At 71.3% G+C, this 13,495-nt stretch carries 12 protein-coding genes; 7 read left to right on the top strand and 5 right to left on the bottom strand.

Annotated features, from left to right (window positions below; all coding sequences use genetic code 11):
• Nucleotides 1–20: 20 nt before the first annotated feature.
• Nucleotides 21–791, bottom strand: a complete 771-nt coding sequence (locus OHB44_RS19415; protein WP_238682501.1) for a citryl-CoA lyase — start codon at nucleotides 789–791, stop codon at nucleotides 21–23.
• Nucleotides 776–1,912: a CaiB/BaiF CoA transferase family protein gene (locus tag OHB44_RS19410; protein ID WP_266302245.1), complete on the bottom strand. Its 1,137-nt coding sequence runs from the start codon at nucleotides 1,910–1,912 to the stop codon at nucleotides 776–778. Before OHB44_RS19410 ends, OHB44_RS19415 begins: the two co-directional genes overlap by 16 nt.
• A gap of 198 nt (nucleotides 1,913–2,110) precedes the next feature.
• Here OHB44_RS19410 and OHB44_RS19405 point away from each other — a divergent pair, with 198 nt between their 5' ends.
• From OHB44_RS19405 to OHB44_RS19385, 5 genes are all read left to right on the top strand, one after another.
• Nucleotides 2,111–3,547 carry an amidohydrolase family protein gene (locus tag OHB44_RS19405; RefSeq protein ID WP_330437781.1) on the top strand — a complete coding sequence of 479 codons (1,437 nt, stop codon included), beginning with the start codon at nucleotides 2,111–2,113 and terminating at the stop codon, nucleotides 3,545–3,547.
• Nucleotides 3,548–3,551: 4 nt separating this feature from the next.
• Complete coding sequence (locus OHB44_RS19400) at nucleotides 3,552–4,355, top strand: IclR family transcriptional regulator domain-containing protein (RefSeq protein ID WP_238682497.1); 804 nt, start codon at nucleotides 3,552–3,554, stop codon at nucleotides 4,353–4,355.
• A gap of 78 nt (nucleotides 4,356–4,433) precedes the next feature.
• The gene (locus OHB44_RS19395) at nucleotides 4,434–5,009 is read left to right on the top strand and encodes a DinB family protein (protein WP_330437780.1); all 576 of its coding nucleotides are present in this window, start codon (nucleotides 4,434–4,436) and stop codon (nucleotides 5,007–5,009) included.
• A 108-nt stretch (nucleotides 5,010–5,117) separates the two neighbouring features.
• Nucleotides 5,118–6,368 (top strand): HNH endonuclease signature motif containing protein, encoded by a 1,251-nt coding sequence (locus OHB44_RS19390; protein WP_330437779.1) that lies wholly within the window; start codon nucleotides 5,118–5,120, stop codon nucleotides 6,366–6,368.
• 755 nt (nucleotides 6,369–7,123) lie between these two features.
• Nucleotides 7,124–8,704 (top strand): DHA2 family efflux MFS transporter permease subunit, encoded by a 1,581-nt coding sequence (locus OHB44_RS19385; RefSeq protein WP_238682490.1) that lies wholly within the window; start codon nucleotides 7,124–7,126, stop codon nucleotides 8,702–8,704.
• Between the two features lie 55 nt (nucleotides 8,705–8,759).
• Here OHB44_RS19385 and OHB44_RS19380 read toward each other — a convergent pair whose 3' ends face one another.
• The 3 genes from OHB44_RS19380 to OHB44_RS19370 form a co-directional block, all read right to left on the bottom strand.
• The gene (locus OHB44_RS19380) at nucleotides 8,760–9,221 is read right to left on the bottom strand and encodes a DUF5709 domain-containing protein (RefSeq protein WP_238682489.1); all 462 of its coding nucleotides are present in this window, start codon (nucleotides 9,219–9,221) and stop codon (nucleotides 8,760–8,762) included.
• A 120-nt stretch (nucleotides 9,222–9,341) separates the two neighbouring features.
• Nucleotides 9,342–10,226: an alpha/beta fold hydrolase gene (locus OHB44_RS19375; protein ID WP_330437778.1), complete on the bottom strand. Its 885-nt coding sequence runs from the start codon at nucleotides 10,224–10,226 to the stop codon at nucleotides 9,342–9,344.
• Between the two features lie 112 nt (nucleotides 10,227–10,338).
• Entirely contained in the window at nucleotides 10,339–11,262 is a 924-nt protein-coding gene (locus tag OHB44_RS19370; protein WP_238682486.1) for an RNA polymerase sigma factor, read from the bottom strand.
• 270 nt (nucleotides 11,263–11,532) lie between these two features.
• Here OHB44_RS19370 and OHB44_RS19365 point away from each other — a divergent pair, with 270 nt between their 5' ends.
• Together OHB44_RS19365 and OHB44_RS19360 are read left to right on the top strand one after the other, a co-directional pair.
• Nucleotides 11,533–12,690 carry a winged helix DNA-binding domain-containing protein gene (locus tag OHB44_RS19365; RefSeq protein ID WP_330437776.1) on the top strand — a complete coding sequence of 386 codons (1,158 nt, stop codon included), beginning with the start codon at nucleotides 11,533–11,535 and terminating at the stop codon, nucleotides 12,688–12,690.
• Nucleotides 12,691–12,727: 37 nt separating this feature from the next.
• The gene (locus OHB44_RS19360; RefSeq protein WP_266302253.1) at nucleotides 12,728–13,492 is read left to right on the top strand and encodes a YqjF family protein; all 765 of its coding nucleotides are present in this window, start codon (nucleotides 12,728–12,730) and stop codon (nucleotides 13,490–13,492) included.
• The last annotated feature ends 3 nt before the right edge of the window (nucleotides 13,493–13,495 follow it).

The raw sequence follows: 13,495 nt of genomic DNA, 5'->3' as shown, positions 1-13,495 counted from the left end.
TTCGGGGGTGGAAGAGCAGATCAGGGTTCGTAGACGGCGTTGCGGTCGACGGTGCGGTAGATGTCCATGCCGAGCGGTCGTCGTCGCTCCTCGGCGAGGTGCCCGAGCAGCCCCGCCGCGCGGGCCAGCAGGGCGAAACCGCGCAGCATCTCGACCGGGAGCCCGAGGTCGGCGAGGGCCGCCCCGCAGACTCCGGCGCCGTTGAGCGGCAGGGTGCGGCCGAGCACCTGCGGGTGGACGCGTCCGATCGCCTCGAACAGCCGCAGGTGCGGGCCGTGCAGACCCTCCTCGGTGGCGATCCTGATCAGCACGGGGGTGCGTGGGTCCTGCTCCTTGTGCACGGGGTGCCCGAGCCCGGGGACCAGTCGACGCTCCCGCTTGGCCCGGGTGACCGCGTCGAGCGCCACCGCGTCGTAGTCGGTCACGTCGCCGGCCTGGGCGAGCGTGTCGGCGAGGAAGCGTCCACAGTCCTCGGTGACACCGAGAAAGCGGGAGCCGCCGCCGAGCAGGCCGGCGGCGAGCGCGCCCTGCAACGACTCGGGCGCGGACAGGTACGTCAGCCGGGCGGCGATCGCCGTCGGGGTGAAGCCGTGGTCGGCGAGGGCCACCAGCACCGCCTCGAAGACCCGTACCTCACCCGGGGTGGGGCGGCGGCCGGCGACCAGCCAGTACGCCAGCTCGCCGAAGCCCACAGTGCCCATGAGGTCGGCGGCCAGGTCCTGCCCGAGCAGGGAGATGGTGGTCGGGTCGGAGGTGCCGATCCCGGTGGGGAAGCTCAGTTCTTCAGCCACGCGCGGATCTCCTCGCCGTGTTCGTCGAGCCCCGGCGGCGGTAGCTCGTACCGGGCCGGGGTGTCGGAGAAGGTGATGGGGTTGCGGACACCGGGCACGTCTCCGACGGTGACGACCGGGTCGAGGCCCAGCTCCTCGGCGAGCGCCACACCACCGTCGATGGTGTTGATCGGCGCGCACGGGACGCCGGCGGCGAGCAGGTCCCGGAACCACTCGTCAGTGGTCCGCTTGGCGAGGCGTTCGACAAGCAGCGGCCGCAGTTGTTCGCGGTTGGCCGTGCGGTCCTGGTTGCGGCCGAAGCGCCTGTCGTCCGGCAGGCCGGGCAGGTCGAGCACCTGGCAGAGCTTGCGGAACTGCCCGTCGTTGCCGGCGATGACGATCAGGTCGCCGTCGGCGGTGGGCAGTGGCTCGTACGGGAAGAGGCTGGGGTGCGCGTTGCCCATCCGGAACGGGACGGTGCCGCCCGCGACGTAGCCGCTGGAGTGGTTGACCAACCCGGACAGCGCCGAGCTGAGCAGGTTGACCTCGACGTGCTGGCCTCGTCCGGTCTCGCCACGGTGGTGCAGCGCGGCGAGGATGCCGATGCTGGCGTGCAGCCCGGCCATCACGTCGAAGACGGAGATGCCGGCCCGGTACGGCGATCCGTCCGGGTCGCCGGTGAGGCTCATCAGGCCCGAGATCGCCTGCACCATGAGGTCGTAGCCGGGGAAGTCCTTACCGGCGCCGGTGCCGAAGCCGCTGATGCTCGCGTACACGATCTTGTCGTTGTTCGCGGTGACGGTGTCGTAGTCGAGGCCGAACCGGGCGAGGCCACCGGGCCGGAAGTTCTCGATCAGCACGTCGGCGCGGCGGGCCAACTCCTGCGCGGCGGCCAGGTCGTCGGGTTTCCTGAGGTCCAGGGCGACCGACCGCTTGTTGCGGTTGATGCCGAGGTAGTACGTCGAGACCCCGTCGCGGGTGGGCGGCATCCAGGTGCGGGTGTCGTCGCCACCGGGGCTCTCCACTTTGATCACCTGGGCGCCCAGGTCGGCCAGGAGCATCGTCGCGTACGGCCCGGCGAGGATCCGGGAGAAGTCCGCGACGAGCAGGCCGGCCAGTGGGCCTGTCGAATGCTGCACCATGTTTCCGCCCGTTCTGCGGACACCTGTCCGCCGGGACAGCATGCGACGCCGCACGGTGCGTGTCAACGGTGTGTTCGTCGATCGGGACCACCCTCTTGACACGCTTCGTGACCGGGACCACACTTGCGCCACTCGGGCTGGCCGCACAGCGGACAACGGTCCGGATTCCCCTCGTACTCCGAAAGGAATGGGTGGCGAATGAGCGCAACCGACCGGCCGGTGGTCTTCCGTAACGGCCTGGTTCTCACCATGGACGACGCGCGCACGGTGCTGCCCGGCGCCGACGTGCTGGTCGTCGGCGGCCGGATCGCGCAGGTCGGCGTCGGCCTCACCGCACCCGACGACGCCCTGGAGATCGACGCCACCGACGGCATCCTCATGCCCGGCATGGTCGACACCCACCGGCACCTGTGGCAGACCGCGATGCGCGGGTACGGCGCCGACTGGACCCTGACCCAGTACTTCGTCTGGTACTACCTCGAGTCGGGCAAGCTGTTCCGGCCCGAGGACGTCTACGCCGGCAACCTGCTCGGCGCGATCGAGGCGATCGACGCCGGCGTCACCACCACTGTCGACTGGTCGCACGGGTTGCAGACACCCGAGCACGCCGACGCCGCCGTGGACGCCCTGGAGGCGGTCGACGGACGGTTCGTGCTCGCCTACGGCAACATCCAGCAGGGGCCGTGGGAGTGGGCCACTTCGCCGGAGTTCCGCGACTTCCACCGCCGCCGCATCGACGGTGGCAAGCTGGCCGGCTTCCAGTTGGCGTTCGACGTCACCGGTGACCCCGCCTTCCCGGAACGGGCCGCGTTCGAGGTGGCCCGTGAACTGGGCGTCGCGGTGACCACCCACGCGGGCGTGTGGGGCGCCACCAACGACGACGGCATCCGGCTGATGCACGAGAACGGGTTCATGAACCCGTCCACCGTGTACGTGCACGCGGCGACGCTCACCCAGGACTCGTACAACCGGATCGCCGCGACCGGCGGCTCGGTCTCCGTCTCGACAGAGAGTGAGCAGAGCGCCGGCCAGGGTTACCCACCCACCTGGCAGTTGCGCCACCACGACATCCCGGTGTCACTGTCGATGGACACCAGCGTGTGGTGGAGCGGCGACCTCTTCTCCGCGATGCGGAGCACGCTCGGCGCGGACCGCTCCCGGGAGCACCTGGAAGCGCACGCCAAGCAGGAGACCATCACCCACTGCCACCTGCGCGCCGAGCAGGTCGTCGAGTGGGCCACCCGAGGCGGCGCCCGTGCGCTCGGCATGGACGCCACCATCGGCGCGATCACCCCCGGCCGTCAGGCCGACGTCGTCCTGATCAAGAACGACGCCTCGCCGGCGATGTTCCCGATCCTGAACCCGCACGGTCACGTCGTCTTCCAGGCCCAGCGTGCCGACGTGCACACGGTGCTGGTGGGCGGCCGGGTCGTGAAGCGCGACGGCCGCCTCGTCGGCGTCGACCTCGCCGCCGCGCGGGCCAGGGTGGCCGCGACCATCGACCACCTGCGCGAGACGATGGGGGAGGAGGCGTGGCAGCGGGGAATGAACCCGGACGTCCCCGAGACCGCGATCCTGGAGAACCCGTACCAGTACACCGAGTGGGACGCCGGGTCGGCGCAATGGAAGCATTAAGGACATGAGTGACAACGGAAGGGGCGCCGGGCCCGACTTCATCGAGGCTCTCGCCCGTGGCCTCGACGTCCTGCGCTCCTTCCGTCCCGCCTGCCCCTCGATGACGCTCAGCGAACTCGCCGCCGCCACCGGCCTGGCCCGCCCCACCGTCCGGCGCATCCTCATCACGCTCGAATCGCTGGGCTACGTCCGCGCGGTCGGCCGCGGCCACACCCTCACCCCGCGCGTCCTGGAGCTGGGAATGGCGTACGTCAACGCGCTGAACATGTGGGACGTCGCCCGGCCGCACATGGAGAAGCTCGTGGCGCAGACCAACGAGTCGACCTCGATGGCCCAACTCGACGGCAGCGACATCGTCTACGTCGCCCGGGTGGCCGTCCCCAAGATCGTCACGCTTGGTGTCACCATCGGCACCCGCTTTCCGGCACCCGCGACGTCGATGGGCAAGGTGCTGCTCGCGGCCCTCCCGCCGGACACGCTGGCGACCGTCCTCGCCGAGCCCAGCCGCTCCGGCATCACGCCGCGCTGGCAGCCCGCGCCGGGCGACCTCGACGCCGTGCTGCGCGAGGTCCGGGCGAAGGGCTGGGCGCTCGCCGACCAGGACCTGGCACCGGGGATCAGGTCCGTTGCCACCGGCGTACGCGACGGCGACGGGCGAGTCGTCGCCGCCATCAACGTGACAGTGCACGCCGCCGAGACCTCGCTGGAGACCCTGCGCGAGGAGCACCTACCGAGGTTGCTGCGCGCGGCCGCCGACATCGGGCACGACTGGGCGCTCACCGCCGCCGTGCCGGTGGCCACGGCCTAGGGGCGTGACCTACCGATCCTGAGCTTCGCGCGTCGTCCGGGACAACACGGACACCCGAGCCGATGTCATAGTGCCGCGATGAAGGCAGACCTGCACAGTTACTTGAAGGGCGGCCGCGAGTCGCTGCTGTGGAAGCTCGACGGGCTCGGCGAATACGATATTCGGCGTCCGTTGACCCCGACCGCGACCAACTTGCTCGGTCTGGTGAAGCACGCGGCGGCCATGGAGATCCTCTACTTCGGCGTCGTGTTCGGCCGACCGTTCGAGCAGAAGCTGCCATATGTCGGCGACGAGGCGGAGACCAATGCCGACATGTGGGCGAGCGCGGATGAGACCCGCGAGGAGATCGTCGCACTGTACGGTCGCGCGATCGCCCACGCCGACACGACAATCGATGCCCTTGCCCTGGATGAGGTAGGCCACGTGCCGTGGTGGGGCGATGCAGCGGTCACGTTGCACCACGTCCTGGTCCACGTCATCGCGGAAACCCAACGGCACGCCGGCCACGCCGACATCGTGCGCGAACTCATCGACGGCGCGGCCGGGCTGCTGCCCAGAAACGACAACCTGCCCCACGTGGACGAGTCATGGTGGCTGGACCACCGCCAGCGAGTGGAGCAGGCTGCCCTCGACGCCGGCAAGCGCAGCAGCTAGGTCTCTGCCGGTCATGGCAGCCAGTTAGCCGGTCTGCCGCCTGGGTCGGTCTGCCGCGGATCGATCATGATGACTGAAAGTGTCGTACAGCTGTACTAGGTTCGGGTCGTGGTCGAAGAGTTGACGCAGGCAGAGGGCGCCATCGCGGCCTGCGCCGATACGCCCACGTGGGCCCGACCCGAGGACGAGTTGATCGCCGCACTCGACACCGCTCACCGCATCGAGCAGCGGCTCGCGGCGGTGAAACTGGCTCTGATCCGTGAGCTCGACGGCCGAGGCGTCCCCACCGCGCAGGGCGCCTCCTCCACTGCGGTCTGGCTCCGCGAACGGTTACGCCTCACCATCCCGGCCGCCCGCCGCCTCGTCGACCTCGCCGAGGTTCTGGACACCGGCAACCCTGGGGTACGCCACGCACTGGCCGATGGCCACATCGCCGTCGATCAGGCCCGGGTCATCGCCGACACGGTCGACAGCGTGCAGACCGCCGCCGGTCCCGAGGTCGCCGACAAGGCCCTCGGCGTGCTCGTCGAGTGGGCCGGGCAGTTCGATCCCACCCTCTTACGCAAACTCAGCACCCGCATCCTCGACCACGTCGCACCCGACATCGCCGACGCCGCCGCCCAAGCAGCCCTGGACGCCGAGGCCCGCCGTGCCGCCCGCGACCGCCACCTCACCCTCTCCACCCTCAGCGACGGCCGGCTGCGACTCACCGGCATCCTCGACACCGAGACCGCTGGGCTGCTCCGTGCCGCCATCGACCCGCTCAGCGCACCCTCGGGCCCTGACGACCAGCGCTCTCCCGGGCAACGCCGGCACGACGCTCTCAGCGACGTGTGCCGCCTCGCCCTGCGCACCGGCGAGTTGCCCGAGCACGGTGGTGATCCCGCCCAGATCGTCGTCACCACCAGCTACGACGGGTTGACCCGGCAACTCGGCAGCGGTGCCCTCGACACCGGCCTGCGCCTCACCCCCGAGGCCGTGCGCGGCCTCGCCTGCGACGCCGCCATCCTCCCCGCAGTCCTCAACGGAGCCGGCCAACCACTCGATCTTGGCCGACAACGTCGTCTCATCACCGGCTCCCTCCGGCGAGCCCTGGTGCTGCGGGACGGGGGCTGCGCCTTCCCGGGCTGCGACCGACCACCGCGCTGGTGCGACGCCCACCACATCAAGCACTGGGCCGACGACGGCGACACGAGCCTCGCCAACGCCGTCCTGCTCTGCGGCCACCACCACCGGCACCTGCACCACAGCGACTGGGCGGTGCGACTGGCAGGCGACGGCCACCCCGAGTTCGTGCCACCGGCCTGGCTCGACCCCGAACAGGTCCCCCGCCGCAACCACTACCACCGACGGACGTGAGCATCACCAGCACACACGATCACCCCGGTCAGCAGGCCGTTCGAGTGGCCAGCCCCGCACGCCCCACGGCCAGTGGGCCGATGGAGTGCCCAGGCCGGCACGGCCCCACGCCTGCGGGTCCGACGCGGAGGGAGGCGCGCAACCAGGGCCCGGCACGGCCCCATTCCCGCGCGTCCACCGACCCGGAGGGAGGCGCGCAACCAGGGCCCGGCACGGCGCCGCCGGTCAACGCCGGTCCGACCCCGCCAGGCGGACGGGACTCACCCCATTCCCGCGCGTCCACCGACCCGGAGGGAGGCGCGCAACCCAGGGCCCGGCACGCAGCTCCGCCGCGCGCCCGGGACGCAGCTCCGCCGCGATCTCGTACCCGACTCCCTCGTGCGTGCCGGGGGGCAGCGCGATTCTCGGTTCGACCTCGCCGCTGTGCCGTGGGTGGACGTGCCAACCCTCACGACGGTGATCGCTTGGCAGCCGCACAGCCGCACAGCCGCACAGCCGACCCCCCGGGCCGTACTGGGCGAAACACCTAGCTCGCGACTCTGCCGGCTGATTGCCACCCCGACGTCCGGCCACAGTCGCACGGCCGATCGGATACGCGGTCGGGCCGTCACGAAATCCGGCGGCGAACCGTCACAGCTGGCGGTTAGTCTTCCTCCGCGCGCCGTCGTCCTGGCACGTCGCGCCCCGCGCCCGGTTGGCGCGGCATCGCCGCCACCGCCCACCGTCGGCCGGCTCAATCGACTTCAGGAGAGTTAGTGACACAGCAATCCCTCGCGACATCGGACAAACTCGACGGCGCGGTGCTCAAGGTGGCGGGCGTCGTCGTCATTGGCGCGATCATGTCGATCCTCGACGTGACTGTGGTCAGCGTGGCGCTGCCCAAATTCCAGAGCGAGTTCGACGCGTCCTACGCCCGCGTCGCCTGGACCATGACCGCCTACACCCTCGCCCTCGCCACAGTGATCCCGCTCAGCGGGTGGGCGGCGGACCGGTTCGGCACCAAACGGCTCTACATGGTGGCGCTGGCCCTGTTCACTATCGGGTCGGGCCTCTGCGCCATGGCCGACACGATCGGCGAGCTGATCGGCTTCCGGGTCCTGCAGGGCCTCGGCGGCGGCATGCTCATGCCGCTGGGCATGACCATCATGACCCGGGCGGCCGGGCCACACCGGATCGGCCGGCTGATGGCGGTCCTCGGCATCCCGATGCTGCTGGGGCCGATCGGCGGCCCGATCCTCGGCGGCTGGCTGATCGACACCGCGAGCTGGCACTGGATCTTCCTGATCAATCTGCCGATCGGCGTGATCGCCCTGATCTACGCGCAGGTCGCGCTGCCGAAGGACGCGCCCGAGCCGTCCGAGTCGTTCGACTTCGTCGGCATGCTCATGCTCTCGCCGGGTCTCGCCCTCTTCCTCTACGGCGTGTCGTCCCTGCCGGAGGCGGGCACCTTCGCCGAGGCCAAGGTCTGGGCCCCGATGCTGGTCGGCGGCGCGCTGGTGGTGGCGTTCGTGCTCTACTCGTTCAAGCCCCGGCACCCGCTGCTCGACCTGCGGCTGTTCCGCAACCGCAGCCTGACCATCGCGTCGGTGACGATGTTCGTGTTCATCATCGCGTTCATGGGCGCCGGCCTGCTGTTCCCGAGCTACTTCCTGCAGGTGCGCGGCGAGTCGACGCTTGCGGCCGGCCTGCTGATGGCGCCGCAGGGCATCGGCGCGATGATCACCATGCCGATCGCCGGCACGCTGGCCGACCGGGTGCCGATCGGGCGTACGGTCCCGTTCGCGCTGGGGCTCATCGTCGTCGGGTTCTTCGGTTTCACCCAGGTCGACCCGCAGACCTCGTACTGGCTGCTCGGTGGGTCGCTGTTCGTGATGGGTCTGGGCATGGGCGGCACGATGATGCCGATCATGACGTCGGCGCTGCGGACGTTGTCGGCCAACGACGTGGCCCGCGGCTCGACGCTGGTCAACATCCTCCAGCAGATCGGCGGCTCGGTCGGCGCCGCCGTGATGTCGGTGATCCTCACCAACGAGCTGAACGGCTCCCGGCCGATCCCCGGCCTGGTGGACGAGAGCGGCAAGCCGGTCACCGAGGCCGGGCTGGCCATCGCCGCCCAGCAGCGGCCGGAGCTGCTCCAGCAGATGCCGGTGGACCCGTCGATCATCGAGCGTGGTCTGGACTTCGCCGCCAAGTCGTTCGCGAGCACGTTCTGGGTCGCGTTCGCCCTGGTCGTGCTCACGATCATCCCGGCGGCGTTCCTGCCGCGCCGACGTCAGCCGGCGCAGCTCGACGACCCGCAGGGCGAGCAGGTCAGGACGCCCGTCGTCATCCACTGACCGCGCCCGGCCGCGCTCGGCACCCGGTGAGGTGCCGAGCGCGGCGGGTACGGCGTCAGCGCAACGGACCGTCGCCCGGTCCGTTGGGGTCCTCGACCAGGTGGATCGCCGCTTCCTCCGCGCTGGCGGCACCCGCGTCGATCCCGGCGTCCCACGCCACCGACTCGGCCTCGTCGTCCTCGCGGACGCCGTCGTCGTAGGCGACGAGACGGCCGGCGCGTGCTTCCGCCTCGTACCCCCGGCGGGTCAGCTCGTCCTCGTCGTCGCCACCCTCGGCGTACGGGTCGACATCCGGCACCTCCTGGGCGAGGTGTTGCGCCAGGGACTCGCCCGCCCGTTCCTCGGCCGGCGTGGTGCCGAACCGGTTTGCCGCCGTCCAGTGGTCCTCGGCGATGATGCCGGTGTCGAGGGGGTCGCCGACCCGGTCGTCGTCGAGGGTGTCGGAGGCGTCCAGGACTCCGTCGTCCTCGGCCACGTTCCACTCGTCGACGGAATCCATCCGTTCGGTCTGGCTCACGGCGGTCTCCTCTTCGTCACGGTGCAGCAAAGCGCTCAGCCTATGACCGTGCAACGCGCCCGTTCGCCGAGGTCTGCCCGCTGTGACGAACGGACCTCGGACGGGCGGTGCCACTGTGGGTCACCGCTTCAGCAGTTCCGCCACGGCGTCGGTGAACTCCACCGGCTGCTCGATGTGCGCGAAGTGTCCGCTTCGCTCCAGCGTCACCAGCCGCGAGTCCGGAAGCCCCGCGTGCAACTGCTCGGCCCAGCGGGGGCCACAGATGAAGTCGTACGCCCCGACGATCACCACGACGGGCACGGTGATCTCAGCGAGGTTCTCCCGCACGTCGAAGGGCGTCGGGTCCTGCGCGCCGGCCGGCGTCGCCCAGATTCGGACGGCCGCCTGAAACGGGGCGAACTCGGTCTGTCGGCCCCAGAAGTCCGCGAAGTACACCGGCAGGGCGGCGCGCAGAGCGGCCCCCAACGAGTCGTCGTCCGTCGCGCCGCCGATCTGCGCGAAGGCACCCGGGACCGCCGCCGCCTCCGGCCGGTCCGGGTGCCGCTGCGGGTAGGCGGCGAGGCCGGCCATCGCCTCGCCCCAGAACTCGGCGCCGGTGACGGGCGAGGTGTCGTACAGGGCGAGGCCGGAGATCCGGTCCGGGTGGGCCAGCGCGTAGCGCTGGACGACGAAGCCGCCGTGCGAGTGCCCGAGGAGGTACACCCGGGGTTCGCCGAGGTGTTCGACGACGGCGTGCAGGAACCGGACATAGGTGTCGAGACGGTAATCGTCGGGGTTGTCGAGCTGCCCCGACGCGCCAGTGCCCACCGGCTCGACGTAGACCATCGTGAAGTGCGTCTCAAGGCTGGGCGTCCGCAGGTAGGCCCACTCGATGCCCGGCCCGCCGGAGTGCGCCACGCAGACCGGGCCGGTGCCGGCGACGTGGTAGACCTGCCGAACGCCATCCACTGTGAACGTGTGGGCACCCGGTGCGAGGGCGCTGACGTCGTGGCTGATGAAACCCATGAACTATCTCCCGATCCGAGACCCGCGCGGCGTCGGCCGACACGGCAACTGGTGCATGACGCGGACCAGATGCGCGGGTCGAGGGAAAAGTTCGCTCGTCGGAGAAGTTTTTTCAGACCAGCGCGGGGACGGGGTGGAAGAGGGTGAGTTGGCGCACCCGGCCCTCGCGCAGCACCTGCAACCACAGCGCCGCGGGTGGGCAGTGCTCCGGGTCGTCGGGTGGGCTGATCAGGTCGGTCTCCCAGATCAACACGTCGCCGCTGGCCACCACGTTGCGCAGCCGCTGACGTACCCCGGCCGTCAGGTCGCGGTCCATGCCGTTGATGGCCAGATCACGGCCACCGCGCGGGCCGCCCGGCACGATCATCTCGGCGTCCGGCCACCAGCTCTCGCGGACCACCCGCTCGAAGTCGCCGCCCATCGCCGTGGTGATCATGTCGCGGCCTTCTCGCCACCGCGAGTCGTTCGAGGCGGCGACGTCAGTGTGCGCGGCGTCCGCCGCCGTCCGCAGGCCGCCGGCGAGCGCCCGACGGGCGTGGCTGAGGCGGCTGCGGACGGTGCCGACCGGCACGCCACACACGGCCGCGATCTGCTCGTACGAGGACGCGTCGCTGAAGTAGCGCAGCAGGGTGACGAGCCGGTCAGGTTCGGACAGCTGCCCGATGGAGTGCCACACCCAGTCGCGCATCGCGGCTCGGTCCAGTGCCTCCTCCGGGGTGGGTGTGTCGGCGGGGCGGGTGAACCACTCGGGTTCGGCGACCGGGACGGCTCTGGGCCCGCGCAACGCCATCCGGCTGTTGTTGCGGACGATGGCCCGCAACCAGGGGCCGACGGCGCTCGGGTCGCGCACCTCGCCGATGCGACGTAGGGCGACGAGCATCGTGTCCTGCACCGCGTCCTCGGCGTCCGGCCCGTAACCGAGGACGCCCAGCGCGACAGCCCGCATCCCCGCCTCGTGCCGGGCCAGCAGCGCGCCCAGCGCGGCAGCGTCTCCCGCCTGCGCGAGCACTACCAGCTCCCCGTCGCTCTGCGTCACGCGTACGTCCTCTCGCAAGTCCCGGAGCGTCCCATCTGTACGGCTTTGGGCGGCTATTTCGGTGTCCATCGCCCCTACCAGCCTACGACGTGTGAACGTCTCGGTTCTGAGCCAATGCTGCGGGAGGGGCGAGGGTCACCGCCCCGAGGCCGACGACGGTTGCCGGAAAGTGACACACGCCGGTCGTAGCCTGGGCGGCATGAGGACCTGCCGTGTCGAAGCCCTTCGATGGTGCGTGGTCGGCGTCCGCGCGTTCTTCACGGGTCTGCGATGACCGAGCTGAGCTGGGCGCAGGTGTCCGCCCGACGACTACAGCGACACCGGCTGTGCCCACCGGCGGCGGGCGCGGCACCGGACGCCGGTGGGGTCGCCGACGTGGTGTCGGCGATCTGCGGCGCGCACGCCCAGATCGCGTCGGCCGCCGAGTTGTCCATCGGGCTGCGGGTGCCGGGCACGACCCGCGCCCTGGTACGCCGCGCACTGTGGACCGACCGCACCCTGGTCAAGACCCGTGGGCCACGCGGAACCGTGCACCTGCTCGCCGCGGCGGACCTGCCGATGTGGGTCGGCGCGCTGACCGCGTTGCCGGCCCCGTCCTGGGAGCGGAGCGTGGTCCTGCTGACGCCCCGGCAGACCGAGCAGGTCATCGCGGCCATCGCCGACGCGGTCGCCGAGGCCGACCTGACCACCGCCGAGCTGACCGAGGAGGTCGTCGCCCGTACCGGCCCGTGGGCGGGTGACCTGGTCATGGAGGCGTTCCAGGACAAGTGGCCCCGGTGGATCGCCGCGATGACCGCCGCCACCCGGGCCGGAGCGGTCTGCTTCGGCCCGAATCGCGGTCGGGCCAGCACGTACACCAGCCCGACCCGGTGGCTGCCCGACTTCGCGCCGATGCCCGGTCCCGCCGCCCTGGCTGCCCTCGTCCGCGGCTACCTGCACGCGTACGGGCCGGCCACCCCGGCACAGTTCGCCCGGTGGCTGGCGGTGGCGCCGGGGTGGGCGACGTTGCTGTTCGACTCGCTGGACCTGACCGAGGTGACGGTGGAAGGCACCCGGGCCTGGGTGGCCGCCGACGACAGCGAATTCCCCGACGACCGGCCGTCCGGGTTGCGGCTCCTTCCGTACTTCGACGCGTACGCGGTCGGCTGCCACCCCCGCGAACGGCTCTTCCCCGGTGCCGCCGCCGAGCGGGCGCTCGCCGGTGGCCAGGCCGGCAACTATCCGGTGCTGCTGGTCGACGGGGTGGTCGCCGGCGTGTGGCATCAACGCCGCTCCGGCCGCGCGATCCGGGTCACCGTCGAGCCGCTGCGGACGCTCGGCGCAGCCCAGCAGCGGGCGTTGGCGGAGGAGGTCGAGCGGATCGGCGAGATCCTGGACGGCAGGGCGTCGCTGACCATCGGCACTGTCAGCGTCGGTCCGCACGCCTGAGGCCACGCCGGCCCACCGCCTGGGCCACGATGAGAGCGTGCACCCCGAACCGGTCGACCACGCGCCCCGGCAGGCGTTTCCCTGGGCGCTCCTACGCCAGCGCTGGGAGGACCTCACCTTCCTGCACTGGGCCGTCGCCCCGGAGGTGGTCGCGCCGTTGCTGCCCGCCGGCACTCGTCCGGACACACTGCAGGGGGTCAGCTACGTGGGGCTGATCGGCTTCCGGATGGTCGGGCTGGGCTTCGGCCGAGGCCCGGGGGTGCCGTACTTCGGCACCTTCTGGGAAACCAACGTCCGGCTCTACTCCGTCGATGACGCCGGTCGGCGAGCTGTCGTGTTCCGGTCGCTCGACGCGTCCCGTCTGCTGCCGGTGCTGGTGGCGCGGGCGACGCTGCGCCTGCCGTACCTGTGGTCGTCGATGCGGTTGGATCGCGACGGTGACCGTCGCACCTACCGCTGCCGGCGGCGCTGGCCGGGGCCCGCGGGCGCGACGAGCCGGATGGTGGTGCGGGCGGGGGAGCGGATCGTCGAGCCGACCCCGCTGGAACACTTCGTCACCGCCCGCTGGGGGCTGCACACCCGGGCGTACGGGCGCACGCTGCACCTGCCGAACTGGCATCCGAGCTGGCCGCTGCACCGGGCCGAGGTGCTGCACCTGGATGACGAGTTGGTAGCCGCCGCTGGGCTGCCGGCACCGGTCGGGCCACCGGTCAGCGTGCTCTACTCGCCGGGTGTCGCGGTCAGGTTCGGCCCGCCGGTGGCGGCCCGGTCACGTGGTGCCGGGCCGCCGGAACCTCAGTAGCGG

This window comes from Micromonospora sp. NBC_00821 (assembly GCF_036347035.1).
Lineage (GTDB): Bacteria > Actinomycetota > Actinomycetes > Mycobacteriales > Micromonosporaceae > Micromonospora > Micromonospora hortensis.
Note: the sequence above shows the minus strand (reverse complement) of the source record. Positions and strands in the feature narration are given on the sequence as shown.

Bases quoted from the DNA above. Each gene is read 5' to 3' on its own strand.
- OHB44_RS19400 (WP_238682497.1), top strand. From the start codon at position 3,552: ATGAGTGACAACGGAAGGGGCGCCGGGCCCGACTTCATCGAGGCTCTC.
- OHB44_RS19395 (WP_330437780.1), top strand. From the start codon at position 4,434: ATGAAGGCAGACCTGCACAGTTACTTGAAGGGCGGCCGCGAGTCGCTG.
- OHB44_RS19410 (WP_266302245.1), bottom strand. From the start codon at position 1,912: ATGGTGCAGCATTCGACAGGCCCACTGGCCGGCCTGCTCGTCGCGGAC.
- OHB44_RS19405 (WP_330437781.1), top strand. From the start codon at position 2,111: ATGAGCGCAACCGACCGGCCGGTGGTCTTCCGTAACGGCCTGGTTCTC.
- OHB44_RS19375 (WP_330437778.1), bottom strand. From the start codon at position 10,226: ATGGGTTTCATCAGCCACGACGTCAGCGCCCTCGCACCGGGTGCCCAC.
- OHB44_RS19365 (WP_330437776.1), top strand. From the start codon at position 11,533: ATGACCGAGCTGAGCTGGGCGCAGGTGTCCGCCCGACGACTACAGCGA.